The organism is Rhizobium sp. M10, from assembly GCF_002531955.1.
GTDB lineage: Bacteria > Pseudomonadota > Alphaproteobacteria > Rhizobiales > Rhizobiaceae > Rhizobium > Rhizobium etli_C.
Genome location: NZ_NWTA01000005.1, coordinates 23,371 through 47,932 on the forward strand (window position 1 = coordinate 23,371; position 24,562 = coordinate 47,932).

The 24,562-nt window shown below is 62.8% G+C and carries 19 protein-coding genes; 14 read left to right on the forward strand and 5 right to left on the reverse strand.

The features are described from left to right. Positions 1 to 3: 3 nt before the first annotated feature. Together CO671_RS09735 and coaA are read left to right on the forward strand one after the other, a co-directional pair. Positions 4 to 327 (forward strand): phosphoribosyl-ATP diphosphatase, encoded by a 324-nt coding sequence (locus CO671_RS09735; RefSeq protein ID WP_010033281.1) that lies wholly within the window; start codon positions 4 to 6, stop codon positions 325 to 327. Further along, positions 324 to 1,319 carry a type I pantothenate kinase gene (gene coaA / locus CO671_RS09740; RefSeq protein WP_097605764.1) on the forward strand — a complete coding sequence of 332 codons (996 nt, stop codon included), beginning with the start codon at positions 324 to 326 and terminating at the stop codon, positions 1,317 to 1,319. Before CO671_RS09735 ends, coaA begins: the two co-directional genes overlap by 4 nt. Before the next feature lie 22 nt (positions 1,320 to 1,341). Here the strand turns inward: coaA and CO671_RS09745 are convergent, their stop codons facing one another. The 3 genes from CO671_RS09745 to CO671_RS09755 all read right to left on the reverse strand — a co-directional run bounded on the left by CO671_RS09745 (position 1,342) and on the right by CO671_RS09755 (position 4,119). Continuing rightward, positions 1,342 to 1,953 (reverse strand): alpha-ketoglutarate-dependent dioxygenase AlkB, encoded by a 612-nt coding sequence (locus CO671_RS09745; RefSeq protein WP_097605765.1) that lies wholly within the window; start codon positions 1,951 to 1,953, stop codon positions 1,342 to 1,344. 1 nt (position 1,954) lies between these two features. Next, positions 1,955 to 2,392, reverse strand: a complete 438-nt coding sequence (gene arfB / locus CO671_RS09750) for an alternative ribosome rescue aminoacyl-tRNA hydrolase ArfB (protein ID WP_037142462.1) — start codon at positions 2,390 to 2,392, stop codon at positions 1,955 to 1,957. 116 nt (positions 2,393 to 2,508) lie between these two features. Then, a complete protein-coding gene (locus CO671_RS09755; RefSeq protein WP_097605766.1) occupies positions 2,509 to 4,119 on the reverse strand; it encodes a phosphoenolpyruvate carboxykinase in 1,611 nt (536 codons plus the stop codon). Positions 4,120 to 4,458: 339 nt separating this feature from the next. Here CO671_RS09755 and CO671_RS09760 point away from each other — a divergent pair, with 339 nt between their 5' ends. The 12 genes from CO671_RS09760 to trxA all read left to right on the forward strand — a co-directional run bounded on the left by CO671_RS09760 (position 4,459) and on the right by trxA (position 22,203). Further along, a complete protein-coding gene (locus CO671_RS09760) occupies positions 4,459 to 5,196 on the forward strand; it encodes a response regulator transcription factor (protein WP_190233656.1) in 738 nt (245 codons plus the stop codon). A 78-nt stretch (positions 5,197 to 5,274) separates the two neighbouring features. Beyond that, positions 5,275 to 7,065 carry a sensor histidine kinase gene (locus tag CO671_RS09765; protein ID WP_097605767.1) on the forward strand — a complete coding sequence of 597 codons (1,791 nt, stop codon included), beginning with the start codon at positions 5,275 to 5,277 and terminating at the stop codon, positions 7,063 to 7,065. Then, positions 7,062 to 7,511, forward strand: coding sequence for a serine/threonine protein kinase (locus CO671_RS09770; protein WP_097605768.1), 450 nt, complete (start codon positions 7,062 to 7,064; stop codon positions 7,509 to 7,511). The genes CO671_RS09765 and CO671_RS09770 overlap by 4 nt, the downstream gene beginning before the upstream one ends. 150 nt (positions 7,512 to 7,661) lie before the next feature. Beyond that, a complete protein-coding gene (locus CO671_RS09775; RefSeq protein WP_004672623.1) occupies positions 7,662 to 8,063 on the forward strand; it encodes a PTS sugar transporter subunit IIA in 402 nt (133 codons plus the stop codon). Positions 8,064 to 8,072: 9 nt separating this feature from the next. Further along, positions 8,073 to 8,348: an HPr family phosphocarrier protein gene (locus tag CO671_RS09780; RefSeq protein ID WP_003544133.1), complete on the forward strand. Its 276-nt coding sequence runs from the start codon at positions 8,073 to 8,075 to the stop codon at positions 8,346 to 8,348. A 277-nt stretch (positions 8,349 to 8,625) separates the two neighbouring features. Continuing rightward, positions 8,626 to 10,026: an adenosylhomocysteinase gene (ahcY, locus tag CO671_RS09785; protein WP_097605769.1), complete on the forward strand. Its 1,401-nt coding sequence runs from the start codon at positions 8,626 to 8,628 to the stop codon at positions 10,024 to 10,026. Between the two features lie 203 nt (positions 10,027 to 10,229). Next, on the forward strand, positions 10,230 to 12,815 hold the full coding sequence (locus CO671_RS09790; RefSeq protein ID WP_097605770.1) for a PAS domain-containing sensor histidine kinase: 2,586 nt from the start codon (positions 10,230 to 10,232) through the stop codon (positions 12,813 to 12,815). Further along, positions 12,812 to 14,320, forward strand: a complete 1,509-nt coding sequence (gene tsaE, locus CO671_RS09795; RefSeq protein WP_097605771.1) for a tRNA (adenosine(37)-N6)-threonylcarbamoyltransferase complex ATPase subunit type 1 TsaE — start codon at positions 12,812 to 12,814, stop codon at positions 14,318 to 14,320. The genes CO671_RS09790 and tsaE overlap by 4 nt, the downstream gene beginning before the upstream one ends. Before the next feature lie 13 nt (positions 14,321 to 14,333). Further along, positions 14,334 to 15,065 (forward strand): nucleotidyltransferase family protein, encoded by a 732-nt coding sequence (locus tag CO671_RS09800; RefSeq protein WP_097605772.1) that lies wholly within the window; start codon positions 14,334 to 14,336, stop codon positions 15,063 to 15,065. Between the two features lie 3 nt (positions 15,066 to 15,068). Further along, entirely contained in the window at positions 15,069 to 18,263 is a 3,195-nt protein-coding gene (addB, locus tag CO671_RS09805) for a double-strand break repair protein AddB (RefSeq protein WP_097605773.1), read from the forward strand. Next, positions 18,256 to 21,807, forward strand: a complete 3,552-nt coding sequence (gene addA / locus CO671_RS09810; protein WP_097605984.1) for a double-strand break repair helicase AddA — start codon at positions 18,256 to 18,258, stop codon at positions 21,805 to 21,807. Before addB ends, addA begins: the two co-directional genes overlap by 8 nt. Positions 21,808 to 21,882: 75 nt before the next feature. Continuing rightward, positions 21,883 to 22,203 carry a thioredoxin gene (trxA, locus tag CO671_RS09815; RefSeq protein ID WP_097605774.1) on the forward strand — a complete coding sequence of 107 codons (321 nt, stop codon included), beginning with the start codon at positions 21,883 to 21,885 and terminating at the stop codon, positions 22,201 to 22,203. Positions 22,204 to 22,271: 68 nt separating this feature from the next. Here the strand turns inward: trxA and CO671_RS09820 are convergent, their stop codons facing one another. After that, a complete protein-coding gene (locus CO671_RS09820; RefSeq protein ID WP_170964956.1) occupies positions 22,272 to 23,624 on the reverse strand; it encodes a folylpolyglutamate synthase/dihydrofolate synthase family protein in 1,353 nt (450 codons plus the stop codon). A 27-nt stretch (positions 23,625 to 23,651) separates the two neighbouring features. After that, positions 23,652 to 24,557, reverse strand: coding sequence for an acetyl-CoA carboxylase, carboxyltransferase subunit beta (gene accD / locus CO671_RS09825; protein ID WP_097605776.1), 906 nt, complete (start codon positions 24,555 to 24,557; stop codon positions 23,652 to 23,654). Positions 24,558 to 24,562: the final 5 nt, after the last annotated feature.

Below are 24,562 nucleotides of genomic sequence, written 5' to 3' on the forward strand. Positions count from 1 at the left end.
CATATGAGCGGATTTTCCCTTGCCGATCTCGAAAGGATCGTTGAAGAGCGATCGAAGGCCTCGCCGGACCAGTCCTGGACGGCGAAACTCGTGGCCGGCGGCCAGCCGAAAGCGGCAAAGAAGCTTGGCGAGGAGGCGATCGAAGCCGTGATGGCGGCGGCGACCGGCGACCGCGACAATCTGACCTATGAAGCCGCCGACGTGCTCTATCACCTATTGGTCGTATTGAAGATTGCTGAAATACCGTTAGAGAATGTCATGGCCGAACTCGAGCGCAGAACCGCGCAGTCCGGTCTCAAGGAAAAGGCCAATCGGCAGAGTTCATGAGTATCGCGACTGAGATCATCGGGGTGCCGGAAACATTGGATCACTTCCAGTCCGAATCCTATTCGCCCTACCACTTCTTCTCTTCCGAACAATGGGCGAAGTTCCGCGCCGACACGCCGCTGACGCTGACCAGCGACGAGGTCAAGCGGCTGCGTTCGATGGGCGACCCGATCGATCTCGACGAGGTCAGGCGCATCTATCTGTCGCTGTCGCGGCTGCTGTCGGCGCATGTCGAATCCTCGCAAATGCTGTTCGAACAGCGCAACCGCTTCCTGAGCCTGTCCGACGTGACGAAAACGCCCTTCGTCATCGGCATCGCCGGCTCGGTCGCGGTGGGAAAATCGACCACGGCCCGTATCCTCAAGGAACTCTTGGGGCGCTGGCCCTCCAGCCCGAAGGTCGATCTCATAACCACCGACGGCTTCCTGCATCCGAACGCCGTGCTGCAGCGGGAAAAGCTGATGCAGCGCAAGGGTTTTCCGGAAAGCTACGACACGGCGGCGATCCTGCGCTTCCTCTCGGCGATCAAGGCCGGCCGGCCGGACGTGCAGGCGCCCTGCTATTCGCACCTCGTCTACGACGTGCTGCCGGACGAGTACAAAATCGTCGACCGGCCTGACATCCTGATCTTCGAAGGCATCAACGTGCTGCAATCGCGCGACCTGCCGGCCGATGGCAAGATCGTGCCGATGGTGTCCGACTTCTTCGACTTCTCGATCTATATCGATGCCGCGGAAGACCAGATTCATAACTGGTACGTCACGCGCTTCATGCGGCTGCGGGAGACCGCCTTCCGCGATCCGAACTCTTACTTCCATCGCTATGCCTCGATCAGCGATGCGGAAGCTCTCGATATCGCTGCGGATCTGTGGACGAACATCAACCTGAAGAACCTGCGCCAGAACATCCTGCCGACACGGCCACGCGCCGATCTCATCCTCAAAAAGGGCAAGGATCACCTGATCGAACAGGTGGCGCTGCGAAAATTGTAGCAGTCGATCTCGACTGTCCGTCTCAGGGATTCACGCGGCGCAGCGTCAGATTGATGCGGCCGCCATTCTTCAACAGCGTCGATGTTGCCGCATGAATCCGGTCGACGCCGTGGAAACACAGCCTGCCCTCGCCGCCCAATACGACCAGATCACCGCTCGACAGTTTGAAAGATAGCGTGCGATCATTGCGGCTCAGACCGCCGACGCGAAAGAGGCAGCTATTGCCGAGCGAGATCGAGACGACAGGCGCCTGCAGATTGCGCTCGTCCTTATCCTGATGCAGGCCCATGCGCGCGTCGTCGGAATAGAAGTTGACGAGGCAGGCTTCCGGCGGTTTTTCATAACCCGACACGTCATTCCAGATCTGGAGCAACGACTGCGGCATATCAGGCCAGGGCCTGCCGGTGACAGGATGCGTCGGCTGGTAGCGATAGCCGCGCTCCTTGTCCGTCACCCAGCCGAGCGGCCCGCAATTGGTCATGCGCACCGACATCGGCTTGCCGGTGCCTGGCATGGCGGGCACGAAAAGCGGCGCCTCGGCGACCACGGCACGGATCACCTCGACCAGCGCTTCCTGACGCGACCGGTCGAGATATTCAGGCAGATGGCGGACGCCGTTCGACAGTTCGGGCATGTCAGTCGCCGCCACCGGGACGGCCGCGCATTTTCTTGACTTCCGAGCGGCCGGATTTTTCCTTCAGACGGCGTTCGACCGAACCTTTGGTCGGCTTGGTCTTCTTGCGCGGCGGCGGCGGTGGCTTGGCGGCCTCCAGAATCAACTCCTTCAGCCGTTCGCGCGCGTCCTCACGGTTGCGATCCTGGCTGCGAAAGCGGCTTGCCTCGATCATCAGCACGCCGTCCTTCGACAGGCGCCGGCCGGCAAGCCTGATCGCATTGGCCTTGACGCGGTCATTAAGCGAAGGCGAATTCGCGACGTTGAAAAACAGCTGGACCGCCGTCGAAACCTTGTTGACGTTCTGACCGCCGGGGCCGCCTGCCAGAACGAACTGTTCCGTCAGCTCCCATCCTGAGATGGTGATCCTGTCATCGATATAGAGCGCGTCGCTGGCCATGCGGCGTTCTATCTCATATCGGCAGCCGGTTGAAAATATCGGCCGTCAATCGAAAAACCCGGCAATCCTGCGATGCCGGGTTTCACGTGAGTCAGAGATCTGTTCTTCTATTCGGCTTATTCGGCTGCGACCTTGACGCCGGGTGCCGCATCGCGGACGCCGCCGTCGACGTGATTCTCGAACTTGGCGAAGTTGGCGATGAACATCGAAACCAGCTTTTCGGCCTGTGCGTCATAGGCCGGCTTGTCGGCCCAAGTCGAGCGCGGATCGAGAATGCCGCCGTCGACACCGTCGACGGAAACCGGCACGGCGAAGCCGAAATTCGCATCCGTGCGGAATTCGACTTGGCCGAGTTTGCCGCTGAGGGCGGCGGCGAGCAGCGCGCGCGTCGCCTTGATCGGCATGCGCTTGCCGGTGCCGTAGGCGCCGCCGGTCCAGCCGGTATTGACAAGCCAGCATTCGACGCCGTGGCGGCCGATCAGATCCTTGAGCAGGTTGCCGTATTCGGCCGGATGCCGCGGCATGAAGGGCGCGCCGAAGCAGGTCGAGAAGGTCGCTTCCGGCTCGACGACGCCCTTTTCGGTGCCGGCCACCTTGGCGGTGTAACCGGAGAGGAAATGGTACATCGCCTGATCCGGCGTCAGCCGGGCGATCGGCGGCATGACGCCGAAGGCATCGGCGGTCAGCATGATGATCGTCTTCGGATGGCCGGCGCGGCCCGTTGCCGAGGCGTTCGGGATGAAATGCATCGGATAGGCGCAGCGGGTGTTTTCGGTCAGCGACCCGTCGTCGAAATCGGGCTCGCGGCGGTCGTTCAGCACGACATTTTCGAGCACGGTGCCGAAGCGCTGAGTCGTCGCATAGATTTCCGGCTCGGCCTCGGCCGACAGGCGGATGGTCTTGGCGTAGCAGCCACCTTCGAAGTTGAAGATGCCGTTTTCGCTCCAGCCGTGCTCGTCGTCGCCGATCAGCGTGCGCGCCGGGTCGGCCGAAAGCGTCGTCTTGCCGGTGCCGGAAAGGCCGAAGAAGACAGCCGCATCGCCATCGGGACCGACATTGGCCGAGCAGTGCATCGGCATCACGCCCTTGGCCGGCAGCAGGTAGTTGAGCACGGTGAAGACCGATTTCTTCATTTCGCCGGCATAGGAGGTGCCGCCGATGAGAACGAGGCCGTTGGTGAGATCGCAAGCGATCACCGTTTCCGTGCGGCAGCCGTGGCGGGCCGGATCGGCCTTGAAGCTCGGCAGGTCGATGATCGTCAGCTTCGGCACGAAGGCGGCGAGCGCCGCCGTCTCCGGGCGGATCAAAAGATTGCGGATGAACAGCGAATGCCAGGCGAATTCGGTGACGACGCGGGTCGGCAGGGCATGGCCTTCCTCGGCGCCGCCAATGAGGTCCTGGACGAAAAGGTCCTTGCCGGCGGCATGGGCCAGCATATCGTCGCGCAGCAGCGCGAAATGCTCCGGCGAGAGCGGCTTGTTGTTGTCCCACCAGATCTGGCCATCGGTATTGGCGTCACGAACGACGAACTTGTCGCGCGGCGAGCGACCCGTATGCTGACCGGTGAGAGCTCTGAGCGCGCCCTGAGCGGTCAGTTCGGCTTCACCCCGGCGAATGGATTCTTCATAGAGCGCTGCGGCGGAAAAGTTATAGCGAACGCTGGCTGCGCCGCCCAATCCAACCGTTGCAAGCTCCGTTGCCGGGTTATGAACTCCGAACTTTTCCATGGCTACTTCCCTTCGCTCAGGCGCGTTGCCGTTAAAACTGACTGCGAAAATAAGGGTAGAAATTTTAAAACACAAGAGACTAAAATTGAGAAAGTTCAGTAATATCAAAGTATTAATCGATTTAAATTTCTTGACAGTATTTTAAATCGTTTGAAGAGGTCGCGTTGCAACAGTTTGTCGCGCTACTTAGGATTGTGGGGAATTTTTACGACAATCCTCCCCTTTATCTTTGCCACAATTTGTTCCACCTTTATCCTCCATAAGCGCATCCGGTCATTGAGACCGCCTGGGGACGACGAAAATCCGGGAGATTGCGCACTGATGACGGAGACCAACACCATGCCGACAATCGCGCTCGTTGACGACGACCGCAACATCCTCACCTCGGTGTCGATCGCACTGGAGGCCGAAGGATATAAGGTCGAGACCTACACGGACGGTGCCTCGGCGCTCGACGGGCTGCTGGCGCGACCGCCGCAGCTGGCAATCTTCGATATCAAGATGCCGCGCATGGACGGCATGGAGCTGTTGCGCCGCCTGCGGCAAAAATCGGATATCCCGGTCATCTTCCTCACCTCCAAGGATGAGGAGATCGACGAGCTGTTCGGCCTGAAGATGGGCGCCGACGATTTCATCACCAAACCTTTCTCGCAGCGCCTGCTGGTGGAGCGCGTGCGCGCCGTCCTGCGTCGCGCTTCGAGCCGCGAAGCCGCGGCCGCCGGCGGCACGAGCCCGAGCGGCACGCCAAAGGCCGGGGCCGTGCAGCAGGCCCGTTCGCTGGAGCGTGGCCAGCTGGTCATGGACCAGGAGCGGCATACTTGCACCTGGAAGGGCGAAGCGGTGACGCTGACGGTGACCGAGTTCCTGATCCTGCATTCGCTGGCGCAGCGTCCGGGCGTCGTCAAGAGCCGCGACGCGCTGATGGACGCCGCCTATGATGAACAGGTTTATGTCGACGACCGGACGATCGACAGCCACATCAAGCGGCTGCGCAAGAAATTCAAGATGGTCGATACCGATTTTGATATGATTGAAACGCTCTACGGAGTGGGATACCGGTTCCGCGAAGCAGCCTGAGCCTCGACGGCGCAGCGCGAGACATAATTGAGGGTTGCGGGCCAGTTATCCGGCCCCGCCCTTCGAAAGGGCCTGTCATTGGCACAATTGGTGCAGGAAAGGGATTTGGACGATGCGGAGGGCGTGAGCACCCGTCGCGTCCGAGGCCGCCGTTGGTCGCATCCCTTCACGCTGATTCGCCGCATCTTCGGCAATGCCGTCTTTTCGAGCCTGACGCGGCGCATCGTCTTCTTCAATCTCGTCGCGCTGCTGGTGCTCGTCGGCGGCATCCTCTATCTCAATCAGTTTCGCGAGGGATTGATCGACGCCCGCGCCGAAAGCCTGTTGACCCAGGGCGAGATCATCGCCGGCGCCGTTTCGGCCTCCGCATCGGTCGATACGAATTCGATCACCATCGATCCGCAGAAGCTGCTCGAGCTGCAGGCCGGCCAGAGCATCACCCCGGTGCCGAACGACGAGGACCTGGAGTTTCCGATCGATCCGGAGAAGGTCGCCCCCGTCCTGCGCCGGCTGATCTCCCCGACGCGCACACGCGCCCGCATCTTCGATGCCGACGCCAATCTGCTGCTCGATTCACGTCACCTTTATTCGCGTGGCCAGGTGCTGCGCTTCGACCTGCCGCCGGTCGAGGAAGAGAAGCAGACCTGGAGCGATTGGTTCGTGACCTTGTTCAACAAGGCGCTGCAGCCCGGCAATCTGCCGCTCTATAAGGAAGCACCGGGCGGCGACGGTTCGATCTATCCCGAAGTCATGAACGCGCTGACCGGCGTGCGCGGCGCAGTCGTGCGCACCACGGAGAAAGGCGAACTCATCGTTTCCGTCGCCGTGCCGATCCAGCGCTTCCGCGCCGTGCTCGGCGTGCTGCTCTTGTCGACGCAGGCTGGCGACATCGACAATATCGTGCATGCCGAACGGCTTGCCATCATGCGGGTCTTTGGCGTGGCGACACTTGTCAACGTGCTGCTTTCGCTGGTGCTGTCGTCGACCATCGCCAATCCGCTGCGCCGTCTTTCGGCTGCGGCCATCCGGGTGCGCCGCGGCGCCAAAACACGCGAGCAGATCCCCGACTTCTCCGCCCGCCAGGATGAAATCGGCAATCTTTCCATCGCCTTGCGCGAGATGACGACGGCCCTTTACGACCGCATCGATGCGATCGAAAGCTTTGCGGCCGATGTCAGCCACGAACTCAAGAACCCGCTGACCTCGCTGCGCAGCGCCGTCGAAACGCTGCCGCTCGCCAAATCCGAGGATTCCAAGAAACGGCTGCTGGATGTCATTCAGCACGATGTGCGCCGTCTTGACCGCCTGATCAGCGATATTTCCGACGCCTCGCGTCTCGATGCCGAACTCGCGCGCGTCGATGCCGGCTCCGTCGACATGGAAGTGCTGCTGCGCGACCTGATCGACGTGTCCCGCCAGATCAGGGGCAGCAAGAAGCAGGTGGAGATCGAATATGCGATCGAGCGCAAGCCGAACATCAAGACGCGCTTCGTCGTCAACGGCCACGACCTGCGCATCGGCCAGATCATAACGAACCTGATCGAAAATGCCCGCTCCTTCGTGCCTGAGAAGGGCGGCAAGATCACCGTGCGGCTGGTGCGCACACGGTCGCGCTGCGTCACCACCATCGAGGACAACGGTCCCGGCATCCAGGCGGAGAATATCGACCGCATCTTCGAGCGCTTCTATACGGATCGGCCGGAATCGGAAGGTTTTGGCCAGAATTCCGGCCTTGGCCTGTCGATCAGCCGGCAGATCGCCGAAGCCCATGGCGGTTCGCTGAGAGCGGAAAACATCACCGAGGGCGAGAACGGACGCATAGTCGGCGCGCGCTTCATCCTCGCCCTGCCCCTCGATGCCGCAGCATGAGCGAGGCTCCCAACATCCATGCGACGGCGATCGTCGTGGGCAGGACGGGGCTCCTGTTCAGCGGGCCCTCCGGCTGGGGCAAATCGATGCTGGCCTTTACCTGCATGACAGAGGCCCGCCGGCTCGGTCTGTTCGCGGCGCTGGTTGCCGACGATCAGGTGCTGCTGTCAGAAGAGGCAGGCTCGGTGATCGCCACCTGCCCGCCGTCGATCGCCGGGCTGATCGAACTGCGCGGCACCGGCATCGTCCGGCTGGACCATATCCCTCGGGCGGCCATGCATTATGCCGTGCTTCCGGGCAGTGCTTCCGGCGAAAACCGCGTCCCCCCCGAGGGCGAAATCGTCAGCCTTGCCGCCGGTTTTTCGCTTCCCGCGTTGCGGTTGCTCACAGGCGTGCCGTCACCGCTGGCAGTCCTGATGGCGAAAGCGCCTGATATCGGCGATTGAAGGCTTCCAGATTGATCAATCTGCCTTATATGTTTGCATTTTTATCTTGCACTTCGGCTTTTCATCGCCAAGATGTGCCCCCACCGGTGGACGTAATTGCTGCATTGCGATATCTCAGCCATCGTTTGCGTATATGGGAGCAGTAATATCATGATCGGACTTGTGCTTGTCACTCATGGCAAGCTGGCTGAAGAGTTTCGTCATGCTGTCGAGCACGTCGTCGGTCCTCAGAAATTCATCGAGACGGTCTGTATTGGCCCCGAAGACGACATGGACCAGAGGCGGCAGGACATTCTGCAAGCCGTTTCCGGTGCCGATGATGGCCATGGCGTCGTCATCCTGACCGACATGTTCGGCGGTACGCCGTCCAATCTCGCCATATCGGTCATGAGCAGCGGCCATACCGAGGTCATCGCCGGCGTCAACCTGCCGATGCTGATCAAGCTCGCCGGGGTGCGCGGCGAGAACAATATGGAGAAGGCGCTGGTCGAGGCTTCCGAAGCCGGGCGGAAATATATCAATGTCGCGAGCCGTGTGCTCAGCGGAAAATAACGGCGCTTCATGACATCGCTTTCCCGGGAACTCCTCATCATCAACAAGCGCGGCCTTCACGCGCGCGCCTCCGCCAAATTCGTTCAGATGGTCGAGACCTTCGATGCCGCCATCACCGTCTCCAAGGACGGAATGACGGTCGGCGGCACGTCGATCATGGGCCTGATGATGCTTGCGGCAAGCCCGGGCTCCAGCGTCGTCGTCTCGGCGAGCGGCAGCCAGGCCGAGGAAGCGCTGGAGGCCTTGGACCAGCTGATCCAGAACCGGTTCGGCGAAGAGATGTGAGCATAGGCCGAGCTCATATAAACATATAAAGACTTCTTTATATCCTTATTGCCTTCCCAGCAGAAGCCTGCTAAACGGCGGACATGCCGTGCGCTGAAGCGTGTCGCATCGAACCTGGTTCATGCAATGCGGTTTGGCTCTTTGGTGTTGTGCATCTCGCGATCCCGGAACTGCTGCACATATCCGGGCGATATGCATCGGCACGCGGCCTATCCGTCGCGCGGTCATCTTCGCGCCTGCGCCAATTTTTGAGACGTTTTTCAGCCTGGAGACCTCTATGAGCACTGAAAAAGATTATGTCGTCGCCGATATCGGGCTTGCGGATTTTGGCCGCAAGGAAATTACGATCGCCGAAACCGAAATGCCGGGGCTGATGTCCTGCCGCGCCGAATTTGGCGACGCAAAGCCGCTGAAGGGCGCGCGCATCACCGGTTCGCTGCACATGACCATCCAGACGGCCGTGCTCATCGAAACGCTGGTGGCCCTCGGCGCCGAAGTCCGCTGGGCCTCGTGCAACATCTTCTCGACGCAGGACCATGCCGCTGCCGCGATCGCCGCTGCCGGCGTTCCCGTTTTCGCCATCAAGGGCGAGTCGCTCGAAGATTACTGGGTCTATACCGACAAGATCTTCCAGTGGGCCGATGGCGGTCTTTCCAACATGATCCTCGATGACGGCGGCGATGCCACCATGTACATCCTGCTCGGCGCCCGCGCCGAAGCCGGCGAGGACGTATTGTCCCATCCGCATTCCGAGGAAGAGGAAATCCTCTTCGCACAGATCAAGAAGCGCCTTGCCGCTTCGCCGGGCTGGTTCACCAAGCAGCGCGATGCGATCAAGGGCGTGACCGAAGAAACCACGACCGGCGTCAACCGTCTGTACCAGCTCAGCCAGAAGGGCCTGCTGCCCTTCCCGGCGATCAACGTCAACGATTCCGTCACCAAGTCGAAGTTCGACAACAAGTACGGCTGCAAGGAATCGCTGGTCGACGGCATCCGCCGCGGCACCGACGTGATGATGGCCGGCAAGGTCGCCGTCGTCTGCGGTTATGGTGACGTCGGCAAGGGTTCTGCCGCTTCGCTCTCCGGCGCCGGCGCCCGCGTCAAGGTCACCGAAGCCGATCCGATCTGCGCCCTGCAGGCGGCGATGGATGGCTATGAAGTCGTGCTGCTCGAGGACGTCGTTTCCTCGGCCGACATCTTCATCACCACGACCGGCAACAAGGACGTCATCCGCATCGACCATATGCGCGAGATGAAGGACATGGCGATCGTCGGCAATATCGGCCACTTCGACAACGAAATCGAAGTCGCCGCGCTGCGGAACCTCAAGTGGACCAACGTCAAGCCGCAGGTCGACCTGATCGAGTTCCCCAAGGGCAACCGCATCATCCTGCTTTCCGAAGGCCGCCTGCTCAACCTCGGCAACGCCACCGGCCATCCGTCCTTCGTCATGTCGGCTTCCTTCACCAACCAGACGCTGGCGCAGATCGAGCTCTTTACCAAGCCCGGCCAGTACGACAACAAGGTCTACATCCTGCCGAAGCACCTCGATGAAAAGGTCGCGCGCCTGCATCTCGACAAGCTCGGTGTGAAGCTTACCCAGCTCAGCGAAGAGCAGGCTGCCTATATCGGCGTCTCGCCGAAGGGCCCGTTCAAGTCCGACCACTACAGATATTGATCTCATCATCGATATCCACAAGATGTAGAAGCCGCAGCATTGACAAATGCCGCGGCTTATTTTTTGGCCGCTCCCTTCCCGCCGATTCCCTTCCGAAGTATTGTTTTAAGACTTGATTCGTGGCGCCGGACCCCGTCCGACCGCTCCGAAAATGGGATGTCTTGTCGTAATGCGGCACATTGAAGGACGGAGACATACCGCGGATGTCGGAATTGAAAAACAGCCTGCCCGGTCAGGCGGACGACGGCGCTCGCGCCCATCGCCGCCCGCCGACGGCAGGCCAAGACTATAAATCTGCAACGGCACACGAGGCCGCAAAGCAAGAGCATCGATCATTGGCGCGCTTCCTGAAAACCTGCGCGGCCGGCACGGCGCTTGCCGCGCTGGCGCGGCCGGTTCTGGCCCAGGGCGAGCAGCAGGCGGCAGCCTCGGCTCACCTCTTCACCTCCTCGCAGGTCATCGGCGTTTCCGTCGTCATCGGCGTCATATCGGCAGCGCTGCTTTCGACGCTCTGGCTGGTGCGCCAGCGCGGCAATCTGGAAAACGAGAGCCGGGAAATCCGCTCGGCGCTCTCAGACGCTCAGCAACGCATTTCACAATATCAGGCGCTGATCGCCGACAAGAACCGGCGGATCGTCATCTGGGACGGCAATGCCCGTCCTGAATTGCTCGGCCAGCTTCCGCCGGAGACCGGCGCGCCGCAGGATGGCGAATTCCTGGCCTTCGGCCTCTGGCTGAAATCACGCTCGGCCGCTGACCTGGAAAAGGCGATCGACCGGCTGCGCGACGAAGCGCAGAGCTTCGACATGGTGGTCGAGACCATCCGCGACGAGATCCTCGAGGCGCAGGGCCGGGTTTCCGGCGGACGCGCCTTCGTCCGCTTCGTGGCGCTCAACAATCTGCGCGCCGAGCTTGCCGAACTCCGGATCGAGCGCGACCGGCTGATGACGTCGATCTCGGCTTTTCAGACCATGCTCGACGCGATCGACATGCCGGCCTGGCAGCGCGACCCGGCGGGGCGCCTCACCTGGGTCAACCAGGCCTATGGCGACGCGGTCGAGGCGCGCTCACCGCAACAGGCGATCAATGAAGGCCGCGAGATGCTGACGACGGTGGCGCGCGAACGCATTCGCGCGACGACGACGCCGGAATCGCCGTTCCACGACACGATCTCGACGGTCGTGCATGGCAACCGAACATTCTTCGATGTCGTCGACGTCACGCTTCCCGGCGGCTCGGCCGGCATGGCGATCGACGTGTCCGATATCGAGGCGGTGCGCGCCGAGCTGGACCGGACGCTGAAAAGCCATGCCGAGACGCTCGACCATCTCGCCACGCCCGTCGCCATCTTCGACGGCGAGCGCCGGCTGCAATTCTACAACCAGGCCTTCGTGGCGCTCTGGGAGCTCGATATCGCCTTTCTCGAAGGCCGGCCGGACAATAGCGAGCTGCTCGAGCGCCTGCGGGCGGCCAAGAAGCTGCCGGACCAGCTCAACTGGAAAAGCTGGAAGGAAGCGGCGCTTTCCGTCTATCGCGCGCTCGATACGCAATCGGACCTCTGGCACCTGCCGAACGGTCAGACGCTGCGCGTCTTCGCCACCGCCCATCCGCAGGGCGGCGCCACCTGGGTGTTCGAAAACCTGACCGAGCAGGTCGATCTCGAAACGCGCTACAACACCTTGGTCAAGGTGCAGGGCGAAACGATCGACCATCTTTCCGAAGGTGTGGCGGTGTTCGGCCCGGATGGACGCATCCGCCTGTCCAACCCGGCCTTCCGGGCGCTCTGGGGGATCACCGAAGCCGAGGCAAAGCCCGGCACCCATATCCGTGCACTCGGCGAGGCCTGCGCCCCCTCCTACGACCGGCCGGACGGCTGGAAGACCTTCGCGGAACTGATCACCAGCTTCGACGACGAGCGCCGCTCGGGCCAGGGAACATTGGAACTGTTCTCCGGCCTCGTGCTCGACTACGCCGTCATCCCGCTGCCGAACGCGCAGACCATGCTGACCTTCGTCAATATGACGGACAGCGTGCGGGCCGAGCGGGCGCTGACCGAAAAGAACGAGGCGCTGCGCAAGGCCGACGAGCTGAAGAACGACTTCGTTCAGCACGTTTCCTATGAATTGCGCTCGCCGCTGACCAATATCATCGGCTTCACCGATCTGCTGCGCACGCAGGGTGTGGGGCCGCTGAACGAGCGACAGGCCGAATATATCGACCATATCTCGACCTCGTCCTCGGTTCTGCTGACGCTCGTCAACGATATTCTCGACCTTGCGACCGTCGATGCCGGCATCATGCGTCTCAACTATGCGGAAATCGATCTCAACGACCTGCTCGACGACGTCTCGATGCAGATCGCCGATCGGCTGCAGGAAAGCGGCGTGGCGCTCGAAATCACCGCGCCTGCCTATCTCGGCTCGATCGCCGCCGATCCGCAACGGCTGAAGCAGATCCTGCTGAAGCTTCTCTCCAACGCGGCGAACTTCTCGCCGGAGGGCAGCTCGATTTCGCTGGAATGCCAACGCGAAGGCACGGATTTCGTTTTCTCCGTCCGCGATCGCGGCCCCGGCATCTCGCCCGACATGATCGCGACCGTGTTCGACCGGTTCGCGACGGGCGCTAAAAGCGGAAAACGCGGCGGCGCCGGCCTCGGCCTTTCGATCGTCGACAGTTTCGTCAGCCTGCATCACGGCGACGTGACGATCGACAGCGAGCCGGGCAAGGGCACGACGGTCGTCTGCCGTATCCCCTCGGTCGATATCCCCCATTCCGCCGCTGCCGAATGACGACCGATACGATCTCGCTTTTCCTGAAGGACGAGGCGGCCACCATTCGCCTCGGCGAAGACCTGGCGCTCGCCTTGAAGGCCGGCGATTGCCTTGCTCTTTCCGGTGATCTCGGCGCCGGCAAATCCTCGCTCGCCCGGGCGATCCTGCGTGCCATGGCCGATGACGATGGGCTTGAGGTCCCGAGCCCGACCTTCACGCTGGTGCAATCCTACGATCTACGGATCCCGGTTTCGCACTTCGACCTCTATCGGCTCGGCGACGCCAGCGAATTGACGGAGCTCGGCTTCGACGAGGCGCTGGAGAACGGCATCTGCCTCGTCGAATGGCCGGAGATGGCTGAGAGCGAATTGCCGGCAGAGCGCATCGCCCTGGCGCTGGTGCATGAGGGCAGCGGTCGCCGGGCAACGATCGAGGCCGCCGGCCAGCAGGCCCAACGCATCCGCCGGGTCTTCGCGATCCGCGATTTCCTCGACGGGGCCGGCTATCTCGACGCCAAACGCCGCTTCCTGACCGGCGATGCGTCGCTGCGCGCCTATGAAGCGATCTATCCGGATGCTGCTCCGCGAAAAATCCTGATGGACTGGCGTCCGCATCCCGAGGGGCCGCCGGTCTACGACGGCAAGCCCTATCCCAAGGTCGCGCATCTGGCACAGAACGCCTATCCCTTCGTTGCGATTGCCGATGCGTTGCGCGAACGGGGTTTTGCAGCGCCGGAGATCTACAAGGTCGACTATGAGCAGGGCATCCTGCTGATCGAAGATCTCGGCACCGAAGGCGTGCTCGATGACGCCGGCCGGCCGATCGCCGAGCGTTACCGCCAAAGCGTCGCCTGCCTTGCCCATCTTCATTCCATGCAGTTTCCGCAGGATATCCCCGTTTCCGCCGCGCACACGCATCACATTCCCGACTTCGATCGCACCGCGATGAAGATGGAAGTGCAGCTGGTGCTCGACTGGCACATCGCCTGGAAGCGCGGCTCCGCACCCTCGGACACAGAGCGCAAGGACTATCTGGCGATCTGGGACGCGCTGATCGATGAACTCGCCGCGGCCGAAAAGAACCTGCTGCTGCGCGACTTCCACTCGCCGAACATCATCTGGCGCCCGCAGGAGACCGGCGTCCGGCGGATCGGTCTGATCGATTTCCAGGATGCCATGATCGGCCCGACGGCCTATGATCTTGCCTCGATCGTCCAGGACGCACGCGTGACGATCGAGCCGGAGCTGTTCCGGCAGCTGATGGACGATTATCTCGCTCTTCGCCATGGGCAGGGCGGTTTCGATGAAGCCGGATTCATGAAGGCCTGGGCGATCACGTCGGCGCAGCGCAACTGCAAACTTGCCGGCCTCTGGGTGCGGCTGCTGCAGCGGGATGGCAAGCCCGGCTATCTCAAGCATATGCCGCGCACGCTCGCCTATCTCAACGTCGCGCTCGAGCATGAGACGCTTGCCCCCTTGCGCGATTGGTGCGCAAGGGCTGGAATAGGCCAGAGCGAATCATAAATTCCGGATCAAGATGACCATCAGACAAGCCATGGTACTGGCCGCGGGTCTCGGAACCCGCATGCGCCCGATCACCGACACGATCCCGAAGCCGCTGGTGAAGATCGACGGCAAGGCCATGATCGATTATGCGCTGGACGCGCTGGTGGCGGCCGGCGTCGAACGGGCCGTCGTCAACGTTCACCACCATGCCGACCAGATGCTCGACCATCTCGGCAATTATCGCGGCCTCGAGATCATCATATCCGACGAGCGGGACGGGCTGATGAATTCCGGCGGCGGGCTGGCGAAGGGACTGAGGCTGCTCGACCGAGACGATATCTTCGTCATGAATGCGGACCTCTTCTGGATCGGCGAGCAGCCGGGACGGCCGACGAACCTGCAGCGCTTAGCCGGATTCTTCGATGCCGAGCAGATGGACATGGCGCTGCTTTGTGTCGGCATTGAAGATACCACCGGTCACAACGGCAAGAACGACTTCAGCCTTGCGGCCGACGGCCGGCTGAGGCGTTACCGCGACGATCCATCCAATCCCGTTGTCTATGCCGGCGCGATCGCCATGAACCCGTCGCTGTTCGACGATGCGCCACAGGATGCCTTCAATCTGAATATCTATTTCGACAAGGCGATCGCACGCGACCGGCTTTTCGGCCTGGTGCTCGATGGGCACTGGCTGACGGTGGGGACGCCGGAGGCGATCGGCGAGGCGGAGGAAACGATCCGCAGGTTGCGGGCGTTCGCGTGAGCCATGAGGGAGCGGCACCAGCCACGAATCCTGACGATCCCGGCGGGCCTTCCCTTCCTGAAAACCCTGGCGACGACACTTTGCGACGGCCGGTTGACGCCGCTTTTCCGGCATGACGCCGACGACCCGCTGTCGCTCGCCAGAGTAACCATCTACCTGCCGACCCGGCGCGCCGTGCGTGTGCTGCGCTCGGAATTCGTCGATCTGCTCGGCGGCCGGTCGGCGATCCTGCCTGTCATCCGCCCCCTCGGCGAAACCGACGATGACAGCGGCTATTTCGACGAGGCGCTGCCGGCGACGATCGACCTCGCCCAGCCGCTGTCGAATACTGCGCGGCTGCTCGAACTGGCGCGCCTGATCCTTGCCTGGCGCAACAAACTGCCGGAGATCGTCCGCCATATTCATTCGGACTCGCCGCTCGTTGCGCCGGCAAGCCCGGCGGACGCGATCTGGCTTGCCCGCAACCTCGCCGAGCTGATCGATTCCATCGAAACCGAGGATCTCGACTGGTCGGAACTGTCGAAGCTCGATACCGGCGACTATGCCGCCTGGTGGCAGCTGACCGCGGAGTTTCTGCAGATCGCCAGCGCCTTCTGGCCGGCGCGGCTTTCCGAACTGGGCAAATCGTCGCCGGCGCGGCACAGAAACGCCATTCTCAGGGCCGAAGCGGCCCGGCTTTCGGCGGCAAAACCTAGCGGGCCGGTCATCATCGCCGGGTCGACGGGTTCGGTTCCGGCAACCGCCGATCTGATTGCTGCCGTCGCCGATCTGCCCGAAGGCGTCATCGTGCTTCCAGGCCTCGATCTCGCCATGCCCGAAGGACATTGGCAGATGGTCGCGCCGGAACCGGCGCCGGGCCAGCATGCCAATCCCGCAAGCCGGAGCCATCCGCAATACGGGCTGTCGTCGCTGCTGAAGAGGCTAAGGCTGACACGGGCCGATGTCAGCATCCTTGACAGACCGGGGGCCGATCTTGACCGGCGCGCCGAAATCCTGTCCCGGGCGCTTGCCCCGGCAGAGGCGACCAGCGACTGGGGAACATGGAAGAGCGAGCTGCCCGCGGGAGCGCTGACTTCGGCCTTCAACGACGTTGCGCTGATCGAAGCCGCCAACGAGCGCGAGGAAGCAACCGCGATTGCCGTCGCGCTCAGACTGGCGCTGGAACGGCCGGGGCAGGACGGCGAGAGCCGGGCAGCCCTGATCACGCCGGACCGCAACCTCGCCCGTCGGGTGATGGCGGAGCTTTCCCGCTTCGGCATCCTCGCCGATGATTCGGCCGGCACGCCGCTTTCGGCCACGCCGCAAGGCACGCTTCTGCAATTGCTGCTGGAGGCGGCACTGCGGCCGGGTGATCCGGTCGCGACCGTCGCTCTGCTCAAACATCCCCTGGCCCGCTTCGGCCTTGAACGCGACACCCTGATTTCCGCCACCGAGGCGCTCGAGCTGCTGGCGTTGCGCGGCGGCGTGACCGAGGTGGATATCAGCACGCTTGAGGTGCTTCTGACCCATCAGCTTGCCGAACAGGCCCTGGACCGGCACGCACCGCAATGGCGAAAGGCGCTTCCCGCCGACGCCGCCAATGCCGCATCCGAGCTTGCCCGCCGGATTACCCGGGCGACCGAGCCTCTCGCCTCTGCGCTCTTCCGGCACCGGCCCGAAGATCGCGGCAAGACAGCGAGTTTCACGCTGTCCGAATGGGCCGAGCGAACCGGTCGCGCTCTCGAAGCGGTCGCGGCCGATCCGCAGGGCAATCTTGCCGATCTCTGGTCGAACGAGGCGGGGGACGCGCTTGCCTCCCTTCTCGGCGAAGTGATCGACACGGACGGGCAGATGGAGGCCGACGGGCCGCAATGGATCGACATCATGGCCGCGCTCGCCGCCGGCCATGCGGTGAAACCACGGGCGCTCAGCCATCCCAGGTTGTTCATCTTCGGCACGCTGGAAGCCCGGCTGCAGAGCGTCGATACGCTGATCCTCGGCGGGCTGAACGAAGGCTCATGGCCCGGGCAGAGCGCCAACAACCCCTTCATTCCGCGAATGATGAAGACGGAGATCGGGCTAGAACCGCCGGAGCGGCGCATCGGCCAGCTGGCGCATGATTTCGAGATGGCGAACGGCACCTGCCACCTGATCTATTCCAGGGCGCTGCGCCAGGGCTCGACGCCGACGGTCGCCTCGCGCTGGCTGCAGCGGCTGCTGGCGCTGGGCGGGGAGGCGTTCGAAGCGGAACTCAAGGGGCGCGGCACCCGGTTCCTGCAATGGGCCGGCCTCATCGATCGTGGAGAGAGCCAGGCGCCGGCGCAGCGGCCCTCGCCGAAACCGCCGCTGGCGCTGCAGCCGAAATCCTATTCCTTCAGCGAGGTCGGACGGCTACGCCGCGATCCCTATGCCATCTATGCCCGCCGCATCCTGCGGCTCGATCCGGTCGACGCGTTCAATCGCGATCCCGGAGCAGCCGAACGCGGTACGCTTTATCACACGATCATCGACCGGTTCATCCGCGCGGCCCATGTCGCCGGCACGCCGGAGGCGGCAGCGGCGATGGAGCAGATTCTGACCGAGCTGTTCGACATGGAAAAGCTGCCGCCGCATATCGATGCCGTCTGGCGGCCGCGCTTTCGCGAAGTGGCGCGCGCCTTCCTCGAATGGGAGGCCGGACGACGGCCAGCCATCCGCCGGACACTGACGGAGGTGCGCGGCGGCGTGGAGCTGGAGGCGATCAATATCCGGCTCAACGGTGTCGCCGACCGGATCGACATCACCGGGCCGAACGCCGCCGATATCATCGACTACAAGACCGGCTACAACCCCTCGCCGGCGCAGGCACGCGCGCTTCTCGATCCGCAGCTCGCGCTGGAAGCCGCGGCCTTGCGCGCCGGCGCCTTTCGCGATGCCGGCAGCCTGACGCCGCAGGATCTTCTCTATGTCCGCCTGCGTCCCGGAAGCCGGTTCCAGGTCGATATGGTCAACAATGAAAACGCCGCCCGCAGCGACAAGGCGAAATCGGCGATCGACCTTGCCGAGGAATCGGTCGACCAGCTGGTCAAGTTCGTCAGCTTGCTACAATCCGGCGAAAAGGGCTTTACCTCGCGGCTCATTCCGGCACAGCAATTTGATTTCGGCGGCGACTACGATCATCTCGCCCGCGTCTCCGAATGGTCGACGGCCGAGAATGAGGAAGGTGGCGGCGATGAGTGAGGTGAGCGACCTTCCTGATAGCGACGATCCCGGGGCCTGGATCGGCTGGACCACCATCCAGCAGGCGATCGCCTCCGACCCGGTGCGCTCGGCATGGGTTTCGGCCAATGCCGGTTCCGGCAAGACGCATGTCCTAACCCAGCGCGTCATCCGGCTTCTGCTCGCCGGCGCGCGGCCTTCGGCCATTCTCTGCCTCACCTACACCAAGGCCGCGGCTTCGGAAATGTCGAACCGCGTCTTCGAACGGCTGGCCGACTGGGTGGTGCTTGACGATGACGATCTCAGCCGGCGGATCATGCAGATCGAAGGTACGGCGCCCGACCGGATAAAACTGGCCGAGGCCCGGCGGCTGTTTGCCAAGGCGCTGGAGACGCCGGGGGGCTTGAAGATCCAGACGATCCACGCCTTTTGCGAGGCGCTGCTGCATCAGTTCCCGCTGGAGGCCAATGTCGCCGGGCATTTCTCCGTTCTCGACGATCGCGCCGCCGCGGCGCTGCTTTCCGATGCACGCCGGGCGCTGCTGACGGCGACCGCGCCGGAAGAAGGAAGCGCCCTTGCAGAGGCTTTCGCTTCCGTGCTCAATCTCGGCGACGAATCCGGCCTGGAGAACCTGCTCGGCGACATTGTCGCCAACCGCAACGCCATCCGCCGTTTCACCGCCGCGGCCGAACAGCAGGGCGGCGTGGACGTGGTCCTGCGCAAAAGGCTCGGTCTCGCCGCCGGTGACACCGAGAAAGGGATCGCGGCGCAATATTGGCCGCTGCCGGGACTTTCGGGCGGCACGCTGGAACTTTATCTGTCGCTGGCCGACCAAAAGGGCGGCGCCAAGGCGCAGGAGGTTGCCTATGGCCTCAGACTCGCCGGCCGGGAGCCGGATGACGCCAGACGCGCCGCGATGCTCGAGAAAATTTTCCTGACGGCCAAGGGCGAGCCGAAAACGGATTCGCAGTTCCTGGTCAAGGCCATGCTTGCCGAAGCCCCGCAATTAACCGAGGCCGTCGCCGCCGCCCGCGCGCATGTCGCGGCAAGCCGCGACCGGCTGAAACTGATGCGGATGCATGGCGCCACGCAGGCCGCGCTCGTGCTCGCCGACCGGCTGAATCACGATTACGAGGAATTGAAGAAGCAGCGCAGCCAACTCGATTTCGAGGACCTGATCACCCGCACCGCCGACCTGTTGACGAAGAGCGGCGTCGGTCCCTGGATCCATTACAAGCTCGACCGCGGTATCGATCATATCCTCGTCGACGAGGCGCAGGATACCAGTCCGATCCAATGGAGCGTCATCCAGTCGCTCGCCGAGGATTTCTTCTCCGGCGAGAGCGCCCGGCCGATCGTGCGCACGCTGTTTGCCGTCGGCGACGAGAAACAGTCGATCTATTCTTTTCAGGGGGCGCGGCCCGAGCGTTTTTCCGAAGAGAGCGACCGGACGCGGCGGCGAGTCTCCGACAGCGGCCAGAGCTTTTCTTCCGTGCGGTTGCCGCTCTCCTTCCGCTCGACCGCCGACGTGCTCGAGGCCGTCGACGAGATTTTCAGGACAGCCGACAATGCGCGCGGCCTCAGCGCCGTCGGCGAGCCGGTCGTGCATCGTTCCAGCCGCATCGGACATCCCGGCGCCGTCGACCTCTGGGAAATGGTCGCGCCGGAAGCGGTGGTGAAGGAAGAGGATTGGACGGCGCCCTTCGATGCGACGCCGGAAAGCGCGCCGGCCGCAATCCTGGCGCGACGGATCGCCCATTCGATCGGCGCGCTGGTCGGCCGTGAAACGATCGTCGACAAAGGCAAGGAGCGGTTGATCGAGGCCGGCGATATTCTTGTGCTGGTGCGCAAGCGCGACGCCTTCGTCAACGCGTTGACGCGCGCCTTGAAGCGTCGCGGCGACATTCCCGTCGCCGGCGCCGACAGGCTGGTGCTGACCAGCCATATCGCCGTGCAGGATCTGCTCGCACTCGGCCGCTTCCTGCTCCTGCCGCAAGACGACCTTTCGCTCGCCGCCGTGCTCAAGAGCCCGCTTTTCGATCTCTCCGAGGAGGACATCTTTGCAGCCGCGGCACTGCGGGGCGACAATGAGAGCGTCTGGAGCCATCTCAAGAAATTCGCCGCCGACGGTAATGAGCGTTTCCGCGCGGCGGTCGAAAAGCTGGAACTGTTCCTCCGGCAGTCGAAAAACCTTTCGGTGCATGATTTCTATGCGCGCCTGCTGGGCAGCCACGGCGGACGGCGGCAGTTTCTTGCCCGCCTCGGCACCGAAGTCAGCGATATCCTCGACGAATTCCTGACCTTCACCCTCGACCATGAGAGCGCCGGCCTTCCCGGGCTGCAATCCTTCGTCTCGACGCTCGAGCTCGAAGCACCCGAGGTGAAACGCGAGCAGGACAAGGGGCGCAACGAGGTCAGGATCATGACCGTGCATGCCTCAAAGGGTCTTGAAGCACCGATCGTTTTCCTGGTCGACGGCGGCTCCAAGGCCTTCACGCATACGCATCTGCCGAAGCTTCGCCTGATCGAAACAGACCCGGACGAACCGCCGATGCCCGCCTGGGTTCCCGTCGCCGACCTCGCCAATTCGCTGACGCAGAACGATGGAGCGCGAATCCAGATACTGGCCGAGGAGGAGTATCGCCGGCTGCTCTATGTCGCCATGACGCGGGCCGCCGACCGGCTGGTCGTCTGCGGCTATCGCGGCGTGCGCGCCAACAACGACAGCTGGCATATGATGATTTCCACCGCGCTCAGCGAAGGCCATCCGCATGTGGAGGCGGCCAGCTTCTCCGACCCCGACGGGGAATGGCCGGGCATCCGATGGCGCGTGCCGCGGGTGGAGCGGCGCTTCGAGCGTATCAGCCGCAGCGAGGCGCGCGACAACGAAGAGGCATTGCCTGCGGGCCTGCTGCAGCCATTGCCGCCACAGGCGGAACTGCCCCGGCCCCTCAGCCCTTCCGGCGCCGGGACGATCATCGACGAAGACGAAGGCGGCCTGGTTGTCGCTTCGCCGCTCTTTTCCGAGAAGCCACGCAGCGATCGCTCGCTGGAGAAAGGCAGGCTGCTGCATCGCATGCTGCAGGCGCTTCCCGATATTCCGCCGGAGGAGCGGCCCGGTGCGGCGCAGCGTTACGGCGAACGGGCGGCCCGTTTCTGGCCGGAGGCCGAACGGCGCAAGCTGGTCGATTCGGTTCTGAAACTATTGGACGAGAAGGACTTGCAGCCCGTCCTCGGGGAGCAGGCCCGGCCTGAGGTCTCGATCATGGGGACATTGATGCTCGACGGCAGACGCTATGCCGTTTCCGGCCGCATCGACCGGCTGGCCGTCCTTGCCGATCGCGTCGTCATTCTCGATTACAAAACCAATCGGGTGCCGCCGGCGACCGAGGAGACCATCCCCTTCGCGCACCGGGCCCAGCTGGCGATCTATCGCGAGATCCTGGCGCCGCTCTATCCCGGCAAGCGCATCGACTGCATGCTCGTCTATACCGAGAATGCCTCGCTCTACACGCTGAGCGAAAAGGCGCTTGGTTTGGCGCTTGCAGGACTGAAGACAAAGTGAAATACCGGACATTGAAAATTCGGCACCGCACCATCACATGTGGTTCAACACCCAATTCCTCCAAAGGAGCAGCCCATGGCTACCGTGAAAGTCGATATCAATAACTTCCAGTCGGAAGTCCTGGAATCCGCAGAACCCGTCGTCGTCGATTTTTGGGCTGAATGGTGCGGCCCGTGCAAGATGATTGCTCCGAGCCTCGAAGAAATCGCCGTCGAGATGAAAGGCAAGGTCAAGGTGGCCAAGCTGAATATCGACGAGAATCCGGAGCTTGCCGCGCAGTTCGGCGTGCGCTCCATTCCGACCCTTGCAATCTTCAAAGGCGGCGAAGTCGCCGATATCTCGGTCGGCGCCAAGCCGAAGACCGCGCTTTCGAACTGGATTTCGAACGCTGCCTGATTGATATATTCTGATTATCAGATTGACGAAAAGCCCGGCGTCGACCGGGCTTTTCTAATGCACTGCGCTCATTTCGGCGGCGTGCCGTTGTCGGAAAGCACGTCGCCGACGAGGTAGAGAGAACCGCCGACGAGGATGCGCGGCGGCAGCGCCTGTGGATCGGTAACGGCTTTTATGGCTTCGAGCGCCTCGCCGACCGTCGACATCGGTTCGGCAACCAAACCGGCATCATAGGCAGCATTCGACAAGATCACCGGATCGATCATTGCATCGCTGCCGCGGATCGGCACGCAGAAAACCTTCTCGACCAGCCCGGCGAAGGCCTTGAAATAGCCGACCGGATCCTTGGTGTTGATCATGCCGATGATCAGGAACAGCGGCCGAGACTGGCGTTCCTCGAAATTGGCCATGGCTTCGGCGATCACTTCGCCGGCACCGGGATTATGCCCGCCATCGACCCAGATCTCGGCGCCGGCGGGCGCATGCTGCAGCAGCCGACCATCGCCCAGACGCTGCAGCCGGCCGGGCCATTCGACCGAATTCATCGCCTTTTCCATCATCGTCTCGGTGACGGTGAAACCCGCAGCCTTGACGGCGCGGATAGCGGCAGCGGCATTGGCATATTGATGGCGGCCGGGAAGGCGCGGCAGCGGCAGGTCGGCAAGCCCGTATTCGTCCTGATAAACGAGCCGGCCATATTCCTCATGCGCCATGAAATCCTGCCCGAAAACGGCGCTCGGGCAATGCAGCCGCTCGGCCGTCGACATCAGGACATCGAGTGCGGCGTCATATTCCTGGTGGCCGATGACGACAGGCAATCCCGGCTTCATGATGCCGGCCTTTTCAGCCGCGATCAGCTCGACCCTGTCGCCGAGATAGGGCTGGTGATCGAGCGAGATCGGCATGATCACCGAAACAGCCGGATCGGAAATGACATTGGTGGCATCGAACCGGCCGCCGAGACCGACTTCGATGATCGCCGCGTCGGCCGGATGCTCGGAAAACAGAATGAAGGTGACCGCCGTCAGGATCTCGAAGACGGTGATGTGCTGACCGGCATTGGCATCGGCAACACGGCGCACGGCCTCTGCAAACACGGCATCATCGACGAGCTGTCCGCGTCCGCCCGCCACACCGATGCGATAACGCTCATGCCAATTGACGAGATGCGGCGAGGTGTGAACATGGGCGCTGTAGCCGCCGGCTTCGAGCAAAGCCCGGCAGAAGGCGGTGACAGACCCCTTGCCGTTGGTGCCGGCGACATGGATCACCGGCGGCAATTTCCTGTGCGGATTGCCGAGTTGATCGAGAAGACGAGTGATGCGATCGAGCGACAGATCGAACCCCTTGGGATGCAATCCCATGAGTTTTTCGATCTCTTGCGCTGCCTCACTCACCGCGGTTTGGCCTCTGGGTATCAATTCGGCACCCCGCCTGCTTGTCGGTTATCAGGCGCTCGCCGCCAGAGCGATGGCGCCGCCATTCATGTCATTGGCCGCCGAGACGGGCTTCTTCGTCAGGATCTTCAGCAGGCGCGCCAGGGTTTCCGGAATATCGTGACGCTTGACGACCATGTCGACCATACCATGTTCCAGCAGATATTCGGAGGTCTGGAAGCCCTCCGGCAGCTTCTCACGCAGCGTCTGCTCAATGACGCGCTTGCCGGCAAAGCCGATTTCGGCGCCGGGCTCGGCCAGATGGATATCTCCGAGCATGGCGTAGGAGGCGGTCACGCCGCCGGTCGTCGGGTTGGTCAGCACGACAACATAGGGCTGGCCGGATTCCTTCAGCAGGTCGACGGCGACCGTCGTACGCGGCAGCTGCATCAGCGAGAGAATGCCTTCCTGCATGCGCGCGCCGCCGGAGGCGGGGAACATTACCAGCGGGCACTTTTCCAACGTCGCACGTTCGAACGCCTTGACGATCGCCTCGCCGGCGGCAATGCCGAGCGAACCGCCGATAAAGTTGAACTCGTGCACGACGGCGACGAGCTTCAGCCCCCGCACCTTGCCGAGACCGGCAAGGATCGTGTCCTCCTGTTCGGTCTTCAGCCGGCTGTCGCGCAGGCGATCGATATATTTCTTGGAATCGCGGAACTTCAGCGGGTCCTGGGCGACCTTCGGCTGCGGCAGCGATTCATATTCGCCATTGTCGAAGAGATCGGCCAAACGCGCCTTGGCCGGCATCTTCATGTGATAACCGGATGCCGGAATGACCCATTTGTTGGATTCGAGATCCTTATGAAAGACCATTTCACCCGTTTCCGGGCACTTGATCCAGAGGTTCTCCGGCACTTCGCGACGGCCCAGCATGGAATTGATCCGCGGGCGAACGTAGTTGGTGATCCAGTTCAACTCGA

What these genes read in the sequence shown, in the direction of transcription:
- CO671_RS09735 (WP_010033281.1), top strand. Translation starts at nt 4, where the DNA reads ATGAGCGGATTTTCCCTTGCCGATCTCGAAAGGATCGTTGAAGAGCGA.
- CO671_RS09770 (WP_097605768.1), top strand. Translation starts at nt 7,062, where the DNA reads ATGAGCGAGGCTCCCAACATCCATGCGACGGCGATCGTCGTGGGCAGG.
- ahcY (WP_097605769.1), top strand. Translation starts at nt 8,626, where the DNA reads ATGAGCACTGAAAAAGATTATGTCGTCGCCGATATCGGGCTTGCGGAT.
- arfB (WP_037142462.1), bottom strand. Translation starts at nt 2,392, where the DNA reads ATGGCCAGCGACGCGCTCTATATCGATGACAGGATCACCATCTCAGGA.
- CO671_RS09800 (WP_097605772.1), top strand. Translation starts at nt 14,334, where the DNA reads ATGACCATCAGACAAGCCATGGTACTGGCCGCGGGTCTCGGAACCCGC.
- CO671_RS09775 (WP_004672623.1), top strand. Translation starts at nt 7,662, where the DNA reads ATGATCGGACTTGTGCTTGTCACTCATGGCAAGCTGGCTGAAGAGTTT.
- trxA (WP_097605774.1), top strand. Translation starts at nt 21,883, where the DNA reads ATGGCTACCGTGAAAGTCGATATCAATAACTTCCAGTCGGAAGTCCTG.
- CO671_RS09760 (WP_190233656.1), top strand. Translation starts at nt 4,459, where the DNA reads ATGCCGACAATCGCGCTCGTTGACGACGACCGCAACATCCTCACCTCG.
- addA (WP_097605984.1), top strand. Translation starts at nt 18,256, where the DNA reads ATGAGTGAGGTGAGCGACCTTCCTGATAGCGACGATCCCGGGGCCTGG.
- addB (WP_097605773.1), top strand. Translation starts at nt 15,069, where the DNA reads ATGAGGGAGCGGCACCAGCCACGAATCCTGACGATCCCGGCGGGCCTT.
- CO671_RS09755 (WP_097605766.1), bottom strand. Translation starts at nt 4,119, where the DNA reads ATGGAAAAGTTCGGAGTTCATAACCCGGCAACGGAGCTTGCAACGGTT.
- CO671_RS09780 (WP_003544133.1), top strand. Translation starts at nt 8,073, where the DNA reads ATGACATCGCTTTCCCGGGAACTCCTCATCATCAACAAGCGCGGCCTT.
- CO671_RS09745 (WP_097605765.1), bottom strand. Translation starts at nt 1,953, where the DNA reads ATGCCCGAACTGTCGAACGGCGTCCGCCATCTGCCTGAATATCTCGAC.
- tsaE (WP_097605771.1), top strand. Translation starts at nt 12,812, where the DNA reads ATGACGACCGATACGATCTCGCTTTTCCTGAAGGACGAGGCGGCCACC.
- CO671_RS09790 (WP_097605770.1), top strand. Translation starts at nt 10,230, where the DNA reads ATGTCGGAATTGAAAAACAGCCTGCCCGGTCAGGCGGACGACGGCGCT.
- coaA (WP_097605764.1), top strand. Translation starts at nt 324, where the DNA reads ATGAGTATCGCGACTGAGATCATCGGGGTGCCGGAAACATTGGATCAC.